General features: G+C 36.0%; 14 protein-coding genes. 12 read left to right on the top strand and 2 right to left on the bottom strand.

Features of this window, described 5'->3' with window-relative positions:
• Positions 1-39: 39 nt before the first annotated feature.
• Positions 40-1,059 (bottom strand): Kelch repeat-containing protein, encoded by a 1,020-nt coding sequence (locus tag ZA06_RS02645; protein ID WP_053975860.1) that lies wholly within the window; start codon positions 1,057-1,059, stop codon positions 40-42.
• Positions 1,056-1,976, bottom strand: a complete 921-nt coding sequence (locus ZA06_RS02640) for a hypothetical protein (RefSeq protein WP_157503054.1) — start codon at positions 1,974-1,976, stop codon at positions 1,056-1,058. Before ZA06_RS02640 ends, ZA06_RS02645 begins: the two co-directional genes overlap by 4 nt.
• 219 nt (positions 1,977-2,195) lie before the next feature.
• Here ZA06_RS02640 and ZA06_RS02635 point away from each other — a divergent pair, with 219 nt between their 5' ends.
• The 12 genes from ZA06_RS02635 (at position 2,196) to ZA06_RS02580 (ending at position 22,032) form a co-directional block, all read left to right on the top strand.
• Positions 2,196-3,509 carry a DUF4270 family protein gene (locus ZA06_RS02635; RefSeq protein ID WP_082331901.1) on the top strand — a complete coding sequence of 438 codons (1,314 nt, stop codon included), beginning with the start codon at positions 2,196-2,198 and terminating at the stop codon, positions 3,507-3,509.
• Positions 3,493-4,752, top strand: a complete 1,260-nt coding sequence (locus ZA06_RS02630; RefSeq protein ID WP_157503052.1) for a PorV/PorQ family protein — start codon at positions 3,493-3,495, stop codon at positions 4,750-4,752. Before ZA06_RS02635 ends, ZA06_RS02630 begins: the two co-directional genes overlap by 17 nt.
• Positions 4,753-4,802: 50 nt before the next feature.
• The gene (locus tag ZA06_RS02625) at positions 4,803-6,749 is read left to right on the top strand and encodes a M43 family zinc metalloprotease (protein WP_053975856.1); all 1,947 of its coding nucleotides are present in this window, start codon (positions 4,803-4,805) and stop codon (positions 6,747-6,749) included.
• 346 nt (positions 6,750-7,095) lie between these two features.
• Positions 7,096-7,734, top strand: a complete 639-nt coding sequence (locus tag ZA06_RS02620) for a formyltransferase family protein (RefSeq protein ID WP_053975855.1) — start codon at positions 7,096-7,098, stop codon at positions 7,732-7,734.
• 552 nt (positions 7,735-8,286) lie between these two features.
• Positions 8,287-9,717 carry a choice-of-anchor Q domain-containing protein gene (locus tag ZA06_RS02615; RefSeq protein WP_157503050.1) on the top strand — a complete coding sequence of 477 codons (1,431 nt, stop codon included), beginning with the start codon at positions 8,287-8,289 and terminating at the stop codon, positions 9,715-9,717.
• 169 nt (positions 9,718-9,886) lie between these two features.
• Positions 9,887-11,233 (top strand): thioredoxin family protein, encoded by a 1,347-nt coding sequence (locus tag ZA06_RS02610; protein ID WP_053975853.1) that lies wholly within the window; start codon positions 9,887-9,889, stop codon positions 11,231-11,233.
• Positions 11,234-11,256: 23 nt separating this feature from the next.
• Entirely contained in the window at positions 11,257-12,597 is a 1,341-nt protein-coding gene (locus ZA06_RS02605; RefSeq protein WP_076664062.1) for a thioredoxin family protein, read from the top strand.
• Between the two features lie 17 nt (positions 12,598-12,614).
• Positions 12,615-13,946, top strand: coding sequence for a thioredoxin family protein (locus ZA06_RS02600; protein WP_053975851.1), 1,332 nt, complete (start codon positions 12,615-12,617; stop codon positions 13,944-13,946).
• 89 nt (positions 13,947-14,035) lie between these two features.
• The gene (locus ZA06_RS02595; RefSeq protein WP_168155200.1) at positions 14,036-16,840 is read left to right on the top strand and encodes a M16 family metallopeptidase; all 2,805 of its coding nucleotides are present in this window, start codon (positions 14,036-14,038) and stop codon (positions 16,838-16,840) included.
• Positions 16,841-16,880: 40 nt separating this feature from the next.
• Positions 16,881-19,694, top strand: a complete 2,814-nt coding sequence (locus ZA06_RS02590) for a M16 family metallopeptidase (protein WP_053977028.1) — start codon at positions 16,881-16,883, stop codon at positions 19,692-19,694.
• 7 nt (positions 19,695-19,701) lie between these two features.
• The gene (locus ZA06_RS02585; protein ID WP_053977027.1) at positions 19,702-20,151 is read left to right on the top strand and encodes a protein-disulfide reductase DsbD domain-containing protein; all 450 of its coding nucleotides are present in this window, start codon (positions 19,702-19,704) and stop codon (positions 20,149-20,151) included.
• Positions 20,152-20,538: 387 nt separating this feature from the next.
• Complete coding sequence (locus tag ZA06_RS02580) at positions 20,539-22,032, top strand: T9SS type A sorting domain-containing protein (RefSeq protein ID WP_053975849.1); 1,494 nt, start codon at positions 20,539-20,541, stop codon at positions 22,030-22,032.
• Positions 22,033-22,037 lie beyond the last annotated feature (5 nt).

The raw sequence follows: 22,037 nt of genomic DNA, 5'->3' as shown, positions 1-22,037 counted from the left end.
CCAATCACTTTAAACCTTTATGGGAGTTATCACATTTTATTAATCATCGGTATCTTGAACCTCTGTAGGGAAGTATTCGTAGTTGTCATCCAAATACAGACTGCCGCTTTTTCCTAAAGCGATAAAGGCTCTGCTGCCATTACTAAATGCGATGGAACCTTGTCTTGAAACACCTTCAAAGTTGGCTTTTTCTTCCCAACTGTCTTTTGAAGGATCGTATTCCCAAATGGAGTTGTCTACATAAGAACTGTATACTCCCAATCCGAAATAGCCTTTACCATTCATTGAAAATCCTACGCCGTTGTTTCTAATAATGCTGTAATCGTCATCTTCGTCCAGGTCCTCAAGTTGGGTCCATGTTTCAGTATCTAGGTTGAAAGCCCAAAAGTCGGTTTGGTTGATTCCGTTGGAAACCCCAGTTCCTAAATACACGGTATTGTCTATTTTGAAGGTTGAAGCTTCGCGACGTTTTTCGCCTCCAAACCCAGTTTGAAGACTCCAAGTGTCTGTAGAAGGCTCATATTTCCAAAAGTCTTTTTTATCGTTTTGTCCATCGTATCCTGTACCTACGTATCCAGCAGTTTCAGAGCTGAAGGCCACGGCGCCACGTCTGGTTCCTCCACCAAAATCGGCAATGTTAGCCCAGGTATTTGCTTGTGGGTCGTAGCTGTAAAAATCACCCAGTTCGTCATTGGTCTCGCCGTCATATCCCAAACCAACATATCCTTTGTTGTTGACATTGAATGCCACGGCATAACTTCTGGCTACTCCAGGAAGGTCAGACAATTGATACCAATAATTGCCGTCAAAATCATAAGCCCAAAAATCGTTCAGGTAATCATCGCCATCGTACCCAGTTCCCATATAGCCAATGTTGTCTATAGTGAAAGCCACGGCATTGCTTCTTGGGACACCGTCAAAAACGGAAACTTCTATCCAATCTCCGTAATCGTCGTCATCTTCATCGTCGGAGCTACAGGACATGGTGAGGCAGGCCATTGAAATGGCTAGTATTTTGATGGCCTCAAAGCGGAATTTTAATCTAAATAAATCTGTCATTTTTCTGTTGTTTTTATGTTATTGTCCAATTGAAACTTTATCCCAAAATGTATGGAAAAGGAGTTGTTGCTGTTGAGTGGATACAATGACTTCCCGTTTGGGGAGTTTATCTCCAGGCTGGTATTTGTATGATATCCTGCACCTATGTAGGCACGGTAATATTCGTGTAAAGCGGTTGAATAGTTCAGTTCAAATTTTGTACTTCGATATTCCAGTTTGCTATTCGTTATTGCTTGTCCGTTACTAGAAAGATAAGCGTGGCTTGGATTGTTTATATAATCCCCATCCTGCTGTGCTATAAACGACCATTCGTTTTTCCAAGAAGGCTTATACTTGATGAAGCTTTTCGGAAAACCAATCTGATAGCTCCATTTTGTCCCAAGAGTACTTTTGTATGAAATGATTGGATAGAGGTTGGGAGCGCCAAAAAGGGTTCCGTAGCCTAAACCTAAATTCACTTGACCTCCAATAGATGTCAGTTTTTTTGAGAATGTACTTTTGGTATTGAAAATCACATCTTCCAATGAAGGGGAGGCATTTAAGGTGCTGGAAAGGGTTGGGCTTAGGGATATTTGCCATTGCCATTGGTTGCCAAATGTTAAACCGTAGCCTGCGTTTAGTGTAATCAGGTGGTTTTGTTCAAAGGCATTTACTAGGGGCTCATCTTCTGCAAAACTGTTAAAGATGACACCGTAATTGTAATATCCCAAGCCAAAATTCAGGGACGATGCACCAATTCCAATAGTCTGCTCAACTTCACCTCCAATGATGGTTAGTTGTTGCTCACCTAAACTTGGAACAATTTCATAGCTGAAATCTCCCTTCAATTGACTGTTTGGGGGGCCTTCCGTTGTTTGGCTGTATAGGTTGCTGAGGCACCAAAATGCGCACAGCATAAGTAAGATTCTCCTTTTCATCGTCGCAAACGTAGATTGCAACTTTCTATCCTTTCATATTTAATATACAAACAATGGAATCATACGGTTAAAGCCTAGTATTTCATCTACAAACAAAGTTTTGGACAATCGTAGTGAGAATTTAGGCTTATATAGATAAAAACCGTCCGTGTGTATAGTCTTGACTATTTGCACTTTCAAAACCTCTTTTATTTGCTTCATATCTAAAAAAATGTAGCTATGAAGTCATTTCTGTGCATACTTATTGTAGCATTGACATTGGGGGCCTGTTCCTCACCTTATGAGGGGGATTATTTTCTGGTGGATGGTGATTATTTGGAATCGGGGACCAAAATTATGGTCATTGATACGTTTACGGTAAAACTGTCCAATTTTAAGATTGACAGCATTGTCACCTCTGGAACCGATCGTTTGTTGTTTGGACAATATGAAGATGAATATTTTGGAAGGGTTCGCGCCGAATCTTTCTTTCAAATGTACCCTTCTAGCTATTCCATTACAGATGGAGCAACCTTGGACAGTGTGGCTTTGATTTTGGGTTACGATAAATATTATTACGGGGATACGCTTCAACCGGTTACGCTAAACATTCATAAAGTCATTGAAAAAGTAAAACCGGCAAATGATGACTTTTACAATACCAGTTCCATTGCTTACAACCAAACGCCAATAACGCAGGTAACGGTGGCTCCAAGACCACTATCTGGCGATTCTATTCATGTGACTCTGCCAAATAGTTTTGGTGCTGCTATTTTTAATGCTATTGAAGCAAATCAAATTGATGAGTTCTCCGATTTTGAGGAAGTCTTCAAGGGGCTTACAATTCAGCCTGAATTGGAGAGTAATACCTCTATTTTGGGAATTTCCAAAAGTACAGACGATACCTATTTGCGGTTTTATTATTCGCTAGGTGGTGAGGTAGGTGAGGATTCCTATACGTTCGATCTTAAATTGAGCCAGGGAGATGTGTCTTCTTACAATAAAATTTTCTCTACCAATGGTAGCGAATGTCTATCGCAAATGATAGACCAAGACTTGAGTATTGCGACTTCCGAATGCGATTTTCGGGGAGTGATGCAGTCGGGAACGGGGTATACCTTTAGAATCGATTTTCCAACCTTGAAAAACCTTTATGATTGGCCGGTAAAAGGAACTGTGTTGAGTGCCGATTTAACGTTTACACCCGATTGGGGAACCTATAATGAACCATTCCATCTGCAGGATTCTTTGATTGTTTCAAAAATTAGAGGGAAGAATAACATTACCGGTCAATTGGATAATGGCGAAGATTATATCTATGCCAACCGAGTGGAAGGCGCATCGGAATTTGAGCTGACTTCCTATAAAGTGGCTTTGGATGGTTATGTGGATGATTTGCTCGATCCAGATACCCAAGATACCAATGAGGGCTTGACCTTTTATCCGGAGCTGTTCAATGCTATGGTGGACAGGATGATTATTGATGATGATCCAGATTCTGAATACCGTCCCAAATTAAAAATTGTTTATGCCATTTATGATGTTGAAAATTAAAACCTATAAGTTGTATGGGGCATTTTTGCTAGTGTTTTTAGCATCCATGTCTTTGTATTCGCAATCGGCCACTTCCAACGGGTCTCCTTATTCTTTATATGGATTGGGATACTACAACCCCAATAGCATTGGGCTGGCACCAAGTATGTCGCAAAGCGGGTTGGCTTGGAACAATCCTTATTTTATAAACGATTTGAATCCGGCAACGCTTAGTGGTTTGTATTCCGATATATTTATTTTGGATGCTGGGGTGAATGTGTCCATCAATGAGTTGTCTAATTCAGGAAATAGCAAAACCTTTCTTCAGTCTAATTTGTCGCATTTTGCATTGGCTACCAAGTTGAATAAGAAATCAGGGATTAGTTTGTCATTGCTTCCGGCAACTTCTGTGGGTTACTCGTTTATTAGTGAACCACTAGCGGTTGAAGGGGCTAACGAAGAATATCGGAATGTGTTTATGGGTTCCGGAGGAATTAATGAACTTAAGTTGAGTTATGGCTATCAAATAGGGACTAATATTAATTTAGGGATTACAACTTCTTATCTGTTCGGAAAGATTGAGCAATCCAGATATTCGGCAACATCTGTATCGGAATTGGCTATTGAAGAAGACTATTATTACAATGGCGTCAAGTTGGGATTTGGAGGAACGGCCAATATCAGTAAGGATGTAACTTTTGGGGCCATTGTCAACCTTCCTACGAAGGTCAACGCAAAGAAAAACATTGACGTCTATAAAACCACCGATGGAATTTCGAGCATAGTAGAGGATGAAAATGATGTGGGAGCCGATAATTTTTATATGCCATTGCATGTTGGAACAGGGCTAACGTATTCCTTAAAATCGGACTTTTTGTTTAATCTGGATTTCAACCATAAGTTTTGGGACGCCACAGACCAAAAGGATAATCTTGGAACCTTTGTGGACCAAAGCATTTATAGTTTGGGTATGCAGTATAAAAACTCCAATCCCAATAAGTATTGGGAGTATTTCAGTTTTAGGTCTAGTGTGAAATACGATTCCGGTTATTTGATGATTGATGATATGCGAACGGAAAACTTTGAAGCTACCGTGGGTGTGGGGATTCCTTTGGGCCGTAATTTTTCTTCATTGAACATTTCCTATTCTAGGCGTTTTACCTCTGGAGCGGCTAGTAGCTCTGTAATTCAGGAGAACTTAAATACCATCAATATAGGGTTGTCCCTATCAGATATTTGGTATCAAAAGCTGAAGTACAAATAGGGGAGGCTTAGGTTTTTGTCAAGTTTAATTTTTAACACATCATCAATATTATGAACAAACTTTATGTAGCGTCATTGAGTATTTTCTTTGCCTTGAGTATGCAGGGGTGGGCTCAAAATAATTCAACAGTAAAAAAGTCGAAGCAAACGAATCTTGATTCAGCAGTACGATGTTATTCGGATGAGTACAATACCATCATCCGTAATGAACATCCCAATATGATGGGGAGCAAAAGCTTTGAAAATGACCTTAAGCAGACTTTGGAAGGCATAAAATCCCAAAGAAGTAACGAAACAATGGACGATGTTATAGTCATTCCTGTGGTAGTTCATGTGTTGCACAATGGAGAGGTTATCGGTGTAGGACCCAATATCACGGAAGCTCAAGTTCTGTCGCAAATTACAGTGCTTAATGAAGATTATAGACGTATGATGGGCACACCTGGATATAATACCAATGAAGATGGTGCTGATGTGGAGGTGGAATTTGTTTTGGCGCAACAAACACCAGAGGGTTGTCCAACTAATGGAATAGATAGGGTGAATATTTGTATGGATGGCGTAGGTTATAGTGAAATGCAAAGTCAAAAGACGCAAACCTATTGGGATCCTGCAAACTATTTAAACATGTGGTCAGCCAAATTTATAGATGATTTGGAGGGCATCTTGGGCTATGCGCAATTTCCAGGAGGCACTGCCAGTACGGATGGGGTTGCTTCCAATTACATCACCTTTGGGAGCTCCGATTATGATGACGGAACCTTCAGTCTTTCCGCTCCGTACGATAAGGGGAGAACAATGACCCATGAGGTTGGGCACTTTTTAGGTCTTTACCACACCTTCCAAGGAGGTTGCGATGATGAGGATTATTGCGATGATACACCTGCGGTGGAAGAAGCTAATTATGGGTGTCCAACGAGTAATTTATCCTGCGGAACTTATGACATGGTGGAAAACTTTATGGACTACACTAATGACGAGTGTATGAATGTTTTTACTAACGACCAAAAAGCGAGAATTCTTGCGGTACTCAGTACGTCAACAAATAGAGATTCCTTGGAAGATTCTTTTGCCTTGAATGCTCCAACGGAAGTCACTTCCGATCCTGCTGTGGCAATTGAAGAACTGCAAATTGGTTGTGGAACGTCCATTACTCCCGTAGTAACACTTTCCAATTGGGGAACCCAGCCATTAACGGCTGTAACCTTTCAATATGATATAGACAGTGGAACTCCAATAACTTATAATTGGTCTGGGACCTTGGATGCTCAATCTAGTGTTCAAGTTGTTTTGGAGGCTATGGAAACAACAGCGGGAGATCACACCTTTAATGTGTCGTTGGCCAATAGCCTTAATGCGCGGACATGTAATGATGGTGATAGTACCTGCTTTAGTGTTAATGATGCATTGCAGATAGCTGCTTCACAAATAAATTTGACTTTGACTTTGGATATTTATGGTTCTGAAACTACTTGGTCTCTTCAGGACAGTGAAGGAAATATGCTGTATTCGGGTGGTCCTTATACCGATGGGAATTTAGGAACTGTATTTAGTGAGATCTTTAACTTGTCTGGTGAGGATTGCTATCTTTTCACCATTAATGATACTTATGGAGATGGTATTTGTTGTGACTTAGGAAAAGGATCTTATCAACTAGCAGATGGAGAAGGAAATATTTTAGTAGAAGGGGGAGAATTTCAAAATGCAGAATCTGTAACCATTCATTATGCCACACTTGGTACTGAGGATTATTTTATGGACGCAGATTTGAAAGTCTATCCAAATCCTGCTACAGATATCTTGAAGGTTAAGATGAGCAACAATAATTTGCCTGATAGTTATGAAATATACAATGCGCTTGGTCAAAAAATAAATGGGAGAGAAATAAGTTTAGACGAAGATTTAAATATCAATGTCAGTTCTTGTGCTCGAGGATTATATTTTTTAAAATTGAATAAAGGAAATGAAACCATATATGTTCAATTTTTGAAAAACTAATGGTTTGGTGATTTGTTGTTATTAAAAAAACTTTTGGTTGAGTTTAATTTAGTTTTTTGAATCCAAAAAGTGTCCTGTTACGTGTGGGCCAATTTTTTAAGCATGGTCAAAATTGTTGGTCATGCTTTTTTTGTTTTTAAAGAGTTGGTAATTTATTTATGGAGAGATTTTTGGTGTTGATTTGCGATATAGAATTCGTTCAAATAGCTTCTTTAATTCATTAAATAGAATTAACTTTAATGGGGATTAAATTATGATATTTTAATCTAAATGTTCTAACAATTATTATATTGTGTTTTTATAATGGAATTATTGTTGAGTTCTTAATTTTTTTTGGTTTTGGGTTATGTGTGGAGAGAAAATTACTTGGGCTATTTTCTTTAGTGGAGGAGGGCGTAGTGCAAAAGATTGTTTAGATCTTTGGGTGGATGGATGTTTAAGTGTGCATCAAATTAATTGCGTGGTTACTGCTGGGCAAAATGCAGATAACATCAAGAGTTTCTTAGATAGGAATATCAAAGTAATTGATAAATCGCCAAGTGAGTTTGCTACCATTTCTGACTATCAAGTATGGCTCGCCAATATCCTTGTCGATATGCAAGTTGATTATCTATTTCTTATTGGCTATAAATATCGGATAAGGTCAATTCTTCTACATACTTTTAAAAATAGAATATTAAATATTCATCCTTCCCTTTTGCCTTCATTTAAAAATACGCAAAGGGCAATACACGAAGCCTTGGAATTGGGGGTGAAAATTTCGGGAATCACAACACACATTATTGATGAGAATATTGACGAGGGATATATCCTCGATCAAGAAGCTGTAAGAATTCCTGCAAATACTACCTTTTCAGAAATTGATGTGGCCTTTAACCAAGCGGGTAAGATTCTTATTGAGCGTACTTTTAATTTGGTAAGGGAATATCACAAGCCACAAAGTTATTTAAATGGATATATTGAGAATGCAGCAAATCTTATTTGAGATAAGAATTGGGAATCACCCTAAATCTAGTTTAAAAGTTCTCTCTTTTTGGTTTGAAAGATATTTTTTGAATCTTATTTTTTGTAGGATAGTGACGGAGCTTTCATGAGTCTTTGGTGTTCTTGTAAATCTAATTGAGTTACAATTATTCAGTAAGTTTAATAAGTATTTTAGTACGAATTTTTTGAATTTTGTATGGTATAATTTGTTAATTATTAATCTAAAAGTAAGGTCTTTCTTCAGATGTTTTTAGATTGAAAAAGAATAATATATTTGCTCGAATTATTTGTTTTAAATAGCAATTTCCTGTCATTTATTGGAGTATGAGATGAAGTGAAAAGTTGTAGGAATTCGAAAAGAATTTTCAGCTTAGAGCCATTCTTTTGTGCCTTTACAATACTACTGTTTTAATTAACCTACAGAACAGTTTTGCGTGTTTGGATTGTTGCGTTTGGACAAAGCAGACATAACTAAACGAAAGTGAATACGATTTGCCCCAAATTAAACCGTTTTCAAATTCACAGATTTCTACTATCAAAATCAAAGTTGTTTTTGTGTAGTGGGAAAGGATTTGGAATATTAGCCATGCTGTTTTTGGTGCTGGGATGCTCCACAGCCGAAGAACAGTCTTACTCAATTGAAAATACGAATATCTTCTACGTATCTCCAAACGGTAACGATTCCAATGATGGACTTTCGCCGGAAACAGCCTGGCAGACTAGTGCTAAGGTGAATAGTGACGATTTTCTTCCGGGATATACAATTCTGTTTGATGGCGGATATACCTATCAAAGTATTGCTTTCGATGCTAATGATGGAGGGGATTCCAATAATAGAATAACGATTTCATCCTATGGAGAAGGTGTGGCTGTTTTTGAAGGGATGGATTTTGTGAACACGTCTGGTTTTAACGTGACTGATGTTGATGTCGTCATTCCACAAGTGCCAGAAGGAGAGTTTCCTCGGAATGGTGTAAATCTATATAGTACTTTGGATGAAGCTACCAAACTGCAAGGGTTTCAATTTTCCAATTTAAATGTCAGCGGAGGCTATGGCGGGATTGCAATAGAAGGTGTTAACGATACTTCAGGCTTCTCCGATGTGAGCATTCTTAACTGTACGATTTTCAATTGCATGGATAGCGGCATAATATCCAAGGGGTATTTCAATCAAAATAAAGCAGGGTATTCGCATGAGCATATTTATGTTCAGGGGTGTACGGTTTACAATATCAGTGGCTGGGATAATCAGTGGAGTCATTCAGGGAATGGTATTGTATTATCAGACGTGCAATTTTCATCCATAAGCAACTGTGTGGTTTATGATAGTGGTTACAATAATACACATTGTGGGGGTAATTGCGGTATTTGGTATTGGGATGCCAAAGATGTGGCTATTGAATACTGCGAGGCTTATAATATCGAAACACAAGGCTGTGATGCTGCAGGATTCGATTTGGATGGAGGTGTGGTGAATGGAATCATGCAGTACAATTACTCTCATGACAACGATGGAGCTGGATTTCAGGTGGGGCAGTTCAACGGGGCGCGACCAATGTCCAACATCACTGTGCGCTATAACATATCGGATAACGATGCGAATGGCTATAGCGGAAGTTTATTTTTGTTTAATAAAGGGAGAGCGGAAGTTTCAAATGTATGCTTTTTTAATAATACGGTAATTCAGGATGATAAATTAGCTTTTAAGTCAATAAGTAATTGGGAGACCGGGATTGCTTTTGTTAAAAACAATATTTTGGACGGCGATATAGAAGTTGATACTAATATTGAGTTTGAAGGAAATTCCTATGAAAATCCAAATCTGGTGGATTATAAATTGGAACCAGGTTCACCGCTTATTGATGCCGGAATCAATCTAGACTACAATATCGGGGATTATGATTATTTTGGAAATGCTTCTTTGTCAGGAGAATCCCAAGATATAGGAGCCCATGAATTTAGCAATACGCTAAGTATTGATTAAAAACTTAAAAAATAAGTTGAAAAATAGATGCTTCTTTATAGGTTGTTGATAAAATGAGCTAAATAATGGTTAGGTTTTTGTAAGCATAGATGTCACTCTAGGCATCAAATAATGCGTTTAATTATTATATGGTTACTTTAAGACCATCCTAAAAAAACTTAATAAAAATATGAAAAAAAATGTTTTGTCCCTTGTAATTGTCTTCTTTATAGGGGTTTTTAATTTATTCGCACAAGGTATCGAATTTGAGCATATATCCTTAGAGGAAGCTTTAAAAAAGGCAGAGTTAGAGAATAAATTAGTGTTTATTGATTTTTATACGACTTGGTGTGCGCCTTGTAAAATTATGTCGAAGAATGTATTTCCAATACCTGAGGTTGGAGCATTATACAATAAGGAATTTGTGAGTATTAAGTTAGATGCCGAAAAGGAAGGTTTAGAGGACGCAAAAAAGTATCAGGTTAATAGTTATCCTACTTATTTATATTTAAATTCTAGCGGGAATGTGGTTTACAAAGAATCAGGTTCGCGTATGCCTGAAGATTTTATTCAATTAGGTCGTGATGTCGCAGCGTCGGTAAGCAGCGAGTACAGTCTCGAGAAGCTTCAAACGATTTTCATCAATAAACAAGATGATCCAGATTTCTTAAAAATCTATTATACTAAAATGATGGAGTATGGGCAAAATCCAACAGAAGGAATTAATGCTTGGTTAAAAGTACAGAATGAAATAGAAGAGGATGATGTAGACATGATGGAGTTTTTGTTAAAGTATAAAGACTATATTATTCTTAACTCTAAAGGAGCAGAAATCTTGAAGGCTAATTTCGATGAATACATGGATATCGCAACCAGAAAAGAAGAAGAGGAATTAGAAGTATTTAAAGAAGTTCGTTTGGCAAAAAATACAAGAGACTATGCTTTTGAAACCAAAAACCCCGAGTTGTGGTTAATTTTCATGGAAGCTTTCAATGAATTACCAGAAAAATATAAGAAAAAGGGGAATTACTTAGAGTATAAAATTACTTATTCAGGCTTGCTTAATGATTCACAAGGTTATAAGAAAGCGGTTATTACTTATGTTGATAGTTTAATAGCTGATAAAACTATAAGTGAGATTAAAGCAAAAGATCAAGCAATTTATGAAAAGCGTAGTAAGGCTTTAGAAGGGAATAATACTCTTCAGGCAGAAAGCATGTTAAAAGCTTATAAAAACGGTATTAATTCTGGAAATATAGTTGAAGATCTTCACCAAAAAGGAGAAGCTTATTTGAAGTATGTAGATTCTAAAAAGGAGTATAAAAATCTTGAAAATTGGATTGAATACGGTTATAATTTAGAGGCTAGTGCCTATTATATGGATGACTTAACAGCCGATATGTACTATAAAAAAGGTAAGGCTAAAAAGGCCATTGAGTGTAAAGAAAGGGCTCTAGCTAATTGGCCGGAAGACGATAAAAAATTTGCTGCTAAAAAGTATGAACTGGAGCAGATGAAAAAGGGAGCATCAATTTAATTGAATATAAAAAACGGACAATAATGATTAATAAAAGTATATTTTTCTTAAGCTTGTTGGTATTGCCTTTTTTAGGGATGGCACAGGGTATGAACTTTGAGCATATAACATTAGAAGAAGCTTTAGTTAAGGCTAAGAAGGAGAATAAATTAGTGTTTATCGATTTTTATACTGTATGGTGCGGCCCATGTAAAAAGATGGCCAAAGATATATTTCCGCTTGCTTCAGTAGGAGAAGTCTATAATAAAAACTTTATCAACTTAAAGTTAGATGCAGAAAAGGAAGGTCAAGCTGTAGCTAAACAGTATAATGTAACAGGGTACCCTACATTGTTGTATTTAGATGCAGATGGTAAAATACTTCTTAAAGATACTGCCTTCAAAGCAGAAGATACCTTTATAGAAATGGCTAATAGAGCCGTAAGTTCTGTAAATAGTAAATATAGTCTGGAAAACCTTCAGGACATGTTTCCTAAAAAACAAAACGATGAGCAATTTCTAAAGATGTATATCAAAGAAATGGAGCAATATGGACAGGATACATCGGATGGAATTGATGCCTGGTTAAAAGTGCAAACAGAAATGGAGGAGTCAAGTCCAGAGATGTTAGATTATGTTTTTCATAATATAAGAAATTTCATTGTTGGAGGTAAGGGCGAGCAGATTTTAAACGAGAACTACGATACTTACATGCAACAGGCGTCAGAATATCAGGCTAAGATGTTACCTAGGTTGTCTACCCAGATTCTTAATGGTACCATGGATACAGCGATACGCAATAAAGACCCTGAGTTGATGAAAGCATATATTGAAGCTTATAAACAACAGCCTGAAAGCCGTTTTCGGGAGGATAATTTGCTGGAAGCAGAATTAATATATTACGGTATGTTAAATGATGACGAGTCTTATAAAACAACTACCTTAAATTATATTAATGGCCTTATCGAGCAATCAACAATAGCTGAAATTCATGAATCAGATAAGAAAAGCTATGAAATGTATAAACGAGCATACGATAATGATCCTAAACCTTCAAGGGAGCGCATGTTGAATGCTTCAAAAGAAGGGTTAAAAGCATCAAAAATTCTCAAGGAAATAAATGAATTAAGTAAAGGGTATTTACAGCGCGCGACCTCTAAAAAGGAATATGAAACATTAAACAGCTGGATTGAATACGGTTATGAATTGAGAAAAGACAACTGTTTTACGGATGATATAAAGGCTGAAGTTTACTATAAAAATGGAAAGAAAAAGAAGGCGGTTGCACTTAAAGAGCGGGCCGTTAAAAATTGGCCTAGGTCGGATAAAAAGTTTGTAAACAAAGAATACGAACTGGAACAAATGAAAAAGGGGGCATCAATTTAAACACTAAAGATTTATTCATGATTAAAAAGCAAACAACTTTATATATACTACTTCTATTGCCTTTTTTTGTTATTGCACAAGGTATTCATTTCGAGAAAGGAAGTTTTCAGGATGCACTTGATAAAGCGAGAAAAGAAAACAAGGTGCTTTTTGTTGATGGTTACGCTGATTGGTGCGCACCATGTAAAAAAATGGCCAAAACTGTTTTCATGGAAGATGAGGTAGGTACTTATTTTAACGAGCATTTTGTGTCTTATAAATTGAATATTGAAAAAGGAAATGGACCTAAACTAAAAGAAAAATATGGAATTCAAGGTTTACCGAGTTATGTGTTCATAGATAGTAATGATGAGGTGGTTTACAGGTCGTCAAGTGCCATGTCTACAGAAGCATTTTTGAATGAAGCAAAAGCCGCTATGGCCTCAGCTAAGAATCCAAACAGTATAGTGCGTTTATCGGAACTATACAATAAAAATAAAGAAGATGAAACTTTATTAGCTAAATACTTGGATAAGTTGCTAGAGGTGAAATCGGAAAAGAATTATGCCGATATTCTAGAGCAGTATCTAAAAGTTCAAAAAACAATTGCAGATTCAAGTCAGGCCATGGTAAACTTGTTAGCGAATCATCATAAGCAAATTGTTTTTGGAGGTGAGGCAGACCGTATTATTAATGAGAATATAAAAACTAAGGCTTGGAAAAAGTATGTTAGAAAAGACATTAGAGAAATCTACCAAGGTATTCCAAAGTCAATGATAACAACTACTACCGAGTATGCTATTGTTCTGCGAGATACAAGCTTATTAGAGTTAACATTTAAAAGAGCCGCTGAAGCAGGTTTTAGAGCGGACGATGCACAAAGAAAACGCATTTATACTTACTATTATTTAAAAACAGGACAAGGAGAGAAATATAAAGCTTTAGTGCATGACGATATAGCAAACTATGTGTCTTCGATCGATAAGGAAAGTTTTAGAACCTTTTATTTAGGTTGGTTACAGAAACGTGCAGAAGGCGATCCGGAAGCGTTAAGAATGGTTAGGCCAAATGCTGTTAAATATAGTGAGGAACTTTACGGAATGTTAAAAGACTATGTAGGTTTTGTAAATACTGAAGAAGAGAAGAAAGAAGCATTGTCTTGGATGGAAGTCGCTTATTATATTTATCCAAATTCGGCTGAAAACACTAGTAATTATGCCAATATATTGTATGTGTTAGGAGATAAGGACAGAGGAGTAGAGATGAAAGAAGAAGCCTATAAATTAGGAAAAGAGGAAAATCTTAAAAGACTTTCTGCTATTAAAGGGGAATTGGATTTAATGAAGGCAGGCGAAGACATTTTGCTTTAAGATTTAAATTTGACAATTATTAATTATTAGGAATAAGAGGCGATGTGTTTACTTAATCTGTAAACATGTTGCCTTATTACATTATAAGCATGCGTAAATTTTTATTGTTCACATTTTTATTTTTTATTGGATCGACAGTATTAGCTCAATCTGTAATTGATTTGTCCAAAGATGTTCCTTTTGATGAAGAATTCAGGATAGGAGTGTTGCCCAATGGTTTAACATATTACATTAAACATAATGAAGCTCCAAAGGGTAAAGCAAGCTTTTATTTATATCAAAATGTCGGTGCTGTTTTAGAAACTGATAAGCAGAATGGGTTAGCGCACTTTTTAGAGCATATGGCCTTTAATGGAACCGCACATTTTCCTGAAAATAGCATGATTGATTGGTTGGAGAAAAAAGGGTTGAAGTTTGGCAAGGATATAAACGCCTATACATCCACAAATGAAACGGTGTATAACATTAGCCAGATGCCTTTAGAAAATGAAAAGGATTTGGATACTTGTCTTTTAATATTGAATGACTGGTGCAATGAATTGTCTCTCATCGATAACGAAATAGATGCCGAACGTAATGTGATACAGGAAGAATGGAGACAGCGTTATAATGCCAATTACAGAGTAGGGCAACAGTTAAAGGAGGTGAAATATAATAATAGTGTCTACTCTAAACGAGATGCCTTGGGAAGTATGGAAGTGGTTCAGAATTTTAAGCATAAATCCTTACGTGAATTTTATCACGATTGGTATCGTACGGATTTGCAAGCTATAGGTATTGTAGGTGATTTTGATGTAGATGTAGTAGAAGAAAAAGTTAAAAATTTATTTTCCCAAATACCAGCCATTAATAAGGCGAAAGAGCGTATTTATGTAACAATTCCAGATAATGAAAAACCACTTTATAAAGTTGCTACCGATAAAGAGGTGAGAAGTATTAAGCTAGAATTGGAAATTAGGCATTTTAATAAAAAAGATAATTCTCAGGCTCAGTTGAGAGAGACCTTTGTTAATGCCTTTTTTACTGTTTTGCTCAATGCGAGATATAAAGACGTAATTATGAAAGGTAATGCGCCTTTTATAGAAGCAAGGACAATTTATGCTGATTTTGAAAAAAATTATAAAGCCTTCAATATGAGTTTTAAAGCGGAGGAAGCTCATGTTGAAGAGGCGTTAAATGTTGTCTATTGTGAATTGCAACGTGTCGTTCAACATGGGTTTACTCAAACTGAAATAGATCGCTTGAAATCTAAAATGTTGACAAATAATGAAGCCCGTTTTAAAAAGGGAGGTAGAGTAAGTTCAGATGCTTATGCCAAGAGTATTAAAAGCGCTTATTTAGATAATCTTGCCATTCCCGATTCGGAGTTTAATTACAATTTTGTTACATCCGTCGTTCCAACTATTACAAAAGAAGAAGTTTCGGCCTTGGCAGAACAGTACTTAACTGAAAAGAATCGAGTATTTATGATAACAGCTCCTGATAAGGAGAATCTAAAATTACCTTCTTTAGAGCGAATTCAGTCTATTATGTCAGAAGTCGAAGCGGCCTATTTGGAGCCTTACGTTGATTTGGGGACAGAAGATATAGCCTTGCTGGAAGAATTGCCAGAAGGAGGGGACATTATTAGCGAAAAGCTTAATAGGAGTTTAAAAGCTGTAGAATGGCAATTGTCTAATGGGGCAAAAGTGGTTTATAAATTCAGCAGCACTAAAAAGGGACAGATTGAGCTTAATGCCGTTAGCGATGGGGGAGCATCTGTTTACGATGTTAATGATATTCCTTCATTACAGGCAGTTAGTTTGGTTAATAGGTTTGGAGTTGGCGATTTGGATCCGTTGACCTATAGTAAGGTGATGTCTAATAATTCGGCAAAGTCAAAGGCGTCAATAGGAACTTATGAAGAATCTGTTACGGCAAGTGCTTTATCCAAAGATATTGAAACCATGTTTCAGTTGGTGTATATGCGTTTTGAAAAACCTAGATTCGATGAGGAGATGTTTGACAATATAATGGCCAATAATTACAAAGGTCTAGAAAGCCGTTTACAAAACCCAAATACAGTTATCGGTGATGCATATAAACGTTTGGCTGCAAATGGAGATCCCCGGTATTTTGAATATAATAAGGCCTATCTAGATCAAATAGATTTCAATAGAATGGAAGAAATCTATAAGGAAAGATTCGGTAATGCAGGAGATTTTACTTTTTATTTAATAGGGGATGTACCTTTTAAAACGGTAAAATCCATGGTTCAAAAATATATAGGGGCTATAGCGGCTAGTGAAGGAAAAGAAAACTGGAAACCATTAAAAGATTATTTTCCTAAAGGATTTCATAAACACCGTATAAAAGTTTCAACTGAAGCTCCAATGGCTACAGTAGTAATTAAAATGAAAGAAGCGGTTGAATACAATAGAGAAAATATAGTATATCATACCATTTTAGGTGATATTTTAAATATTCGTTTTATAGAAAATATTAGAGAAAAGGAAGGAGGTGTATACACAATAAGTGTTAACGCAGGTGATGTGCGTATTCCTGCTCCACAATTAAATATGGATATTTCGTTTAGTTGTGATCCGAAAAATGCAGAACATTTAAACGATTTAGTCTACAAAGAATTGGAGCAGATTCAAAAAGAAGTGCAATTATCCGACTTAGATAAGGTTGTTTCAAATATCAAGAAAAATAGGCCGGTCATGATACAGTCCAATAAGTATTGGATGTCGACTTTAGAAGCCTATTATAATTATGGTGAAAACATGATGGCTCCTGAGTATTTTGATGCTATTTTAGATAAAGTAACAACTGAAGATATTGAGCAAGCGGCCAAAAACTTTTTTGAAAAGGCCGATACCTTAGATATTGTCTTTTTGCCAGAATCCAAGTAAAATCATAAATCCAAACAAATACTATAATAACATTATAAACATGAACCGATTAGTTTTATCGTTGGCTTTCTTTATAGCCTTTTTAACAAAGGGAGTTTCCCAATCCATTAATTATAATGATCCTTTGCCTATTGACAGTACAATTAAAAAGGGTGTGTTGCCAAATGGCATGACGTACTATATAAAAAGTACGGATGTAGTAAAAAATGCTGCTAGCTATTACATCATTCAAAATGTGGGGTCTATTTTGGAAAATGATGATCAAAAAGGCTTGGCTCACTTTTTAGAGCATATGGCCTTTAACGGGACTGAGAGTTTTCCAGGAAAAGGTATTTTGAATACACTTCAAAAGCATGGAGCCATATTTGGTAAGGATATTAATGCGTATACTGGCTTTGACGAAACGGTGTATAATTTAAGTAATATACCTACTAAAGATAGGTTGGTAGATACATGTTTAACCGTTTTAAGAGACTGGTCCAATTACCTCTTATTAACAGATGAAGAAATCGATGCTGAAAGAGGTGTTATTAAGGAAGAGTGGAGAACAAGACAAAATGGTAATATGAGGATTCTTAATACTACCATGCCAATTAAATACAATTATTCGAAATATGCCGACAGAATGCCTATAGGATCTATGGATGTGGTGGAGAATTTTGAATATAAAGCACTTCGGGATTTTTATCACGATTGGTACAGAACCGATTTACAGGCCATTGCCATTATAGGAGATGTAGATGTAAATGAAATTGAAGAGAAAATAAAAAATATCTTTTCAGTAATTCCAGCAGTTGATGGTGCTAAACCTCGTTTTTTGGTTGATATCCCAGAAAATGATAGTTTAATGTACATTTTAGGTATGGATCCAGAGGTTTCAACTGCAAGTATAAGTTTTGGTATTAGACATAAACGATCGTTAGAAGACAATACAGTGGGGGATTTAAAGCGTTCTCTACTGGAGTCTATGACCACAAGAATGCTTTCCGATAGAATTTCGGAAGAAGGTAGAAAACCAGAGGCAAGTTTTTTACGAGCTCGTGTGGGTTATGGAAGTATGTCTAGAACTTCAAATGTATTTAGTGTTAGTGTCTATCCAAAACCGAATCAGCAAAAGGAGGCCTTTAAGGATGTATTGACCCTTGTAGAAAGTGCGGTGAAATATGGGTATTTGGAATCGGAAATTGAAAGAACCAAGCTTAAAATTGAAACTTCCTATGAAAACCGAATCGCAAAGAAAAACGATGCGAGTCATCAAAGTATAGAAGCTGCAATTCAAAATAATTTTTTGGTAAACTCAGAGTTAACCGATGTGGAAAAGGAGTATGAAATTGTAAAAGTATTATTGAAAGATATCACGGCTAAAGAACTTCATGAGACCATTAAGGCCTTATATTCTAAAAAGAACAGGTTTATAACGGTTACAGGGGTTGATGGACAGGACAATTTAACAAAAGAACAGGCCGAAAACATTATCGATGCTGTTGAAAATGACAATAATATTAAAGCGTATTCGGAAGATGTAGTTGCGGAAACATTGATTTCTGATACAGATATTGTTCCTGGAGCCATTCAAACTACAAGAATTAATAAAAGTACAGGGTCTACAACTTTTGAATTAAGTAATGGGGTTACGGTACATTATAAATTTGTTGATAAGCAAAAAGATCAGGTGACTTTGAGGGCTGTTAGTTATGGAGGGGAATCACTAGTGAAGAATGAGGATTTGCCTTCTGCTAACTTTGTAGAAAATTTAGTTCAAATGTCTGGATTAGGAGACTTTTCTGCAACTGATTTGAAGAAGGTTTTAGTAGGGAAAACAGCAAATGTTAAACCTAGTTTAAAGGGGATAAGTGAAAGTCTTTCTGGAAGTTCAAATACCAAGGATGTTGAGACAATGTTGCAGATGGTCTATTTGTACTTTGAGAAGCCCCGTTTTGATGAACAGGCCTTTGAGGTTATAAAAAACAATGTAGATAACTATTTGATTAGGAAAAGTAAAGATATTAATGCAAAAATGCGGGATAGTATTACCGTCGCGTTGTATGGTAAAAATGACCCCAAAAAGCCTATTTATGATCAGGAGTATGCTAATGCCATTTCCTTTGATAAAATAAAGGCTGTTTATGAAGAGCGTTTTGCTGATATTTCAGACTTCGAGTTCTTTATTGTGGGTGATGTAAAAGAAGACGAATTGAAACCTCTGTTGGAAAAATATATAGCTAGTGTACATTCTAAAAACAACTCGAAGGGGGAAATGTACAAGGATAATGATTCTGAATGGCTTTCGGAGCAAATTCAGAAGGATGTTTATCTGGCTATGGAAGACCCAAAAGCCTCTGTAAATATTGCCTATAAAAAAGATATGTCATACAATGTGAAAAATAGTTTGTATGCAAGAGCTTTGGGAGATATTCTACAGTTGAGAGTTACCGAAACGGTTAGAGAATCGGAAGGAGGAGCTTATAGTCCAAGGGCGGATGCCTATATGACCAGAGAACCAAAATCACAGGTTTTTGTATCCTTTAAATTTGACTGTAATCCAGATATGGCTGATAATTTAGTGGATATTGTCAATAATGAGTTGCGCAAAATAGCAAATGGCACAGTTCTTGACAATGATTTAAGCAAAACAAAAAATAACTTTATCAAGGAAGAAGAACAATCCAGAAACAGAAATTCATACGATCTAGGAATGGTGATGAAATATTTTAGATATCAAGAGAATCCTGAAGATTTGTCTAAATTTGTGGATATGGTAAATAAAATATCCAAAAAAGACATTCAAAAGATTGCTCAAAATGTACTAGAGGGATCAAAATCATACGAAATTGTATTTAAACCACTTAATTAACATGGAAATGAAAAAGATATTAGCCTTACTGGTTTTATGTATCAGTTTTAATGCTTCGGCTCAAATTTTTGATCCTGTAAAATGGTCTACCAGTGTCGTTAAAATTTCGGATACTGAATACGATTTAATCGCCACAGCAACTATTGAAGAGCATTGGCATTTATATTCGCAGGATGTGCCTGAAAATGGACCAAGGCCTACAAAGTTTGTATTTGAGAATAATGGACAATACTTAAAAAAAGGAAATACCAAAGAAGGTGCTGGTCATGAAGTAGATGATCCTATTTTTGAGATGCGGATCAAATATTTCGACAATCAAGCAGATTTTAAACAGCGTATCAGGTTAAAGTCCAAAGAATCTTTTACCGTGAAAGGGACGGTGGAATTTATGGTTTGTAATGATACCCAATGTCTGCCTCCAAAGGAAGTAGACCTAGAGTTTAAAGTGGGGGAGTAGTTAAACTATGGAAAAGATAGATGGTCGCTTGTTATTTTTTGCGGCTATTAATTAGTTTACATAGAGTGAAAACCTGTTGGTGTTTTTGATGGATGAATCAAAATGTCAACAGGTTTTTTTATGAAATAATTTTAATTTTTTATTTGGAAACAAAAAGTTACTCAAAATTAGTTTTTGAATTAGGAAACTGTTTGATTTTGTAGGGAATATGGGGAATTAAGGGTTTAAAAATATTGTTAAAATTTTACTATGGAATAGGTCGTTTTGATGTAAATGTTATTTTTTTCTTAAAAAAATGTCACCCTTGTTGTATTTTCTTGCGTTTTATGTGTAGGTAGTTTGCTGTGCTGCCTTAAAAGGATCAATTAACTTAAAATAAAAACGTTTATGAAAAAACGACTACTTTCATGTTTAGCTTTCTCTTTAGCACTTGTAGCCAACTCACAGATAGAGCTTTTTAAAGACATCAACCCCGGTAATTCTGACTCAGGGCCCAACTATGCTTATGTAACCAATGATGGTAAAAAAGTGTACTTTCAAGCTTCGAATGGAACAGATGGCTCTGAACTTTGGGTGTCTGATGGAACTGTAGATGGAACAAAACAAATAATAAATTTGGATGGCACTTCTGACAATTCCTATCCAAGAGCTTTTGTTGAGTATAACAACACCATGTATTTTTATAATTATGGTGTTAAAGAAATGTGGAAAACCGATGGAACTACTAATGGAACCGAAATAGCTAATGAATTGGCTGATCAATATTTTGAGGATTCTGTAGTACTCAACAACAAATTGTACTTTCTTGATAAAAATGTAGGAGATACTAATTATAACATTTTGCAGTTTGATGGCACAACAGTATCAACAACAGGATACGACAACAGCAATGGAACAATGTATGTTTCTGATATGTTTGTTTTTGATAACAAAATATTTTGCTACGGAAGAGGATTACCTAGCACAGGAACGGATGAAATTGGATACGAACTTTATGTATTTGACCCAAGCGCTACTGACTCCGAGAAATACTCATTATTTAAAGAATTCAATACTGGTGTAAGCTCTGGCTATGTCGGTGATTTTTGTGAACTTAATGGTAAAATGTATTTTAGAGCGTATAACTCTGACAATGGTGATGACGTACTTTGGGAATCTGATGGCACTGCAGCTAATACTACAAAAGTAACTGCCATAGAAAACTATAATATAAAAGGAGATGTATACGCTTGGAATAATGGAATCTATTTTTTAGCTGATGACAGTACGAGTATAGAGAATATTTTTGTTTACTACCCAACCACAGGTAATGTTACACAGCTAACCTGGTTTACAGAAGACCACAATGCGAGACATTATATTGAGGTAGGAAACTACTTGTACTACAGAGGGCAAAATGAGGAGAGTAGAGCTATAAGCAGTTCCGACTATCGCTTATATAGAATTGATGGAGCTGATGGCACAACTATAGAATTGGTTGACACAAGCAATACCGTTGATATAGATTGGCTTGTTAAAGTTACAGACCCTAGCGATAATGATATAATTTTAATGAGAGGAGACGATGATGGTGACGTAAATATCACAGGAACGGAGTTATATTGGTTAAATCCAGCTGATATTACATACTCAGAAGTTCTTTCTATAGCTAAACCGTTATCTGAACTAGCAAGAGTATATCCTAACCCTACTACAGATTACTTGATGGTACCTAACAAATTAATGAATGCATCTTACATTATTTATGATATTACAGGTAAAGTTGCTCAGCAAGGTGTTATAGAAACAGAAAGAGTAGATCTAAACTTAAACCAAGGTATGTATTTGTTTGAGGTAACATTGGATTCTGGTATCTATACCCATAAGCTTCTGGTTAAATAATTTTG

Source organism: Mangrovimonas xylaniphaga, assembly GCF_001280435.1.
GTDB lineage: Bacteria > Bacteroidota > Bacteroidia > Flavobacteriales > Flavobacteriaceae > Mangrovimonas_A > Mangrovimonas_A xylaniphaga.
The sequence above is the reverse complement of the archived record's forward strand: the minus strand, read 5'-3'. Positions and strand labels throughout refer to the sequence as shown.

What these genes read in the sequence shown, in the direction of transcription:
- ZA06_RS02635 (WP_082331901.1), top strand. Translation starts at nt 2,196, where the DNA reads ATGAAGTCATTTCTGTGCATACTTATTGTAGCATTGACATTGGGGGCC.
- ZA06_RS02595 (WP_168155200.1), top strand. Translation starts at nt 14,036, where the DNA reads ATGCGTAAATTTTTATTGTTCACATTTTTATTTTTTATTGGATCGACA.
- ZA06_RS02610 (WP_053975853.1), top strand. Translation starts at nt 9,887, where the DNA reads ATGAAAAAAAATGTTTTGTCCCTTGTAATTGTCTTCTTTATAGGGGTT.
- ZA06_RS02585 (WP_053977027.1), top strand. Translation starts at nt 19,702, where the DNA reads ATGAAAAAGATATTAGCCTTACTGGTTTTATGTATCAGTTTTAATGCT.
- ZA06_RS02645 (WP_053975860.1), bottom strand. Translation starts at nt 1,059, where the DNA reads ATGACAGATTTATTTAGATTAAAATTCCGCTTTGAGGCCATCAAAATA.
- ZA06_RS02630 (WP_157503052.1), top strand. Translation starts at nt 3,493, where the DNA reads ATGATGTTGAAAATTAAAACCTATAAGTTGTATGGGGCATTTTTGCTA.
- ZA06_RS02625 (WP_053975856.1), top strand. Translation starts at nt 4,803, where the DNA reads ATGAACAAACTTTATGTAGCGTCATTGAGTATTTTCTTTGCCTTGAGT.
- ZA06_RS02640 (WP_157503054.1), bottom strand. Translation starts at nt 1,976, where the DNA reads ATGAAAAGGAGAATCTTACTTATGCTGTGCGCATTTTGGTGCCTCAGC.
- ZA06_RS02605 (WP_076664062.1), top strand. Translation starts at nt 11,257, where the DNA reads ATGATTAATAAAAGTATATTTTTCTTAAGCTTGTTGGTATTGCCTTTT.
- ZA06_RS02580 (WP_053975849.1), top strand. Translation starts at nt 20,539, where the DNA reads ATGAAAAAACGACTACTTTCATGTTTAGCTTTCTCTTTAGCACTTGTA.
- ZA06_RS02600 (WP_053975851.1), top strand. Translation starts at nt 12,615, where the DNA reads ATGATTAAAAAGCAAACAACTTTATATATACTACTTCTATTGCCTTTT.
- ZA06_RS02590 (WP_053977028.1), top strand. Translation starts at nt 16,881, where the DNA reads ATGAACCGATTAGTTTTATCGTTGGCTTTCTTTATAGCCTTTTTAACA.
- ZA06_RS02620 (WP_053975855.1), top strand. Translation starts at nt 7,096, where the DNA reads ATGTGTGGAGAGAAAATTACTTGGGCTATTTTCTTTAGTGGAGGAGGG.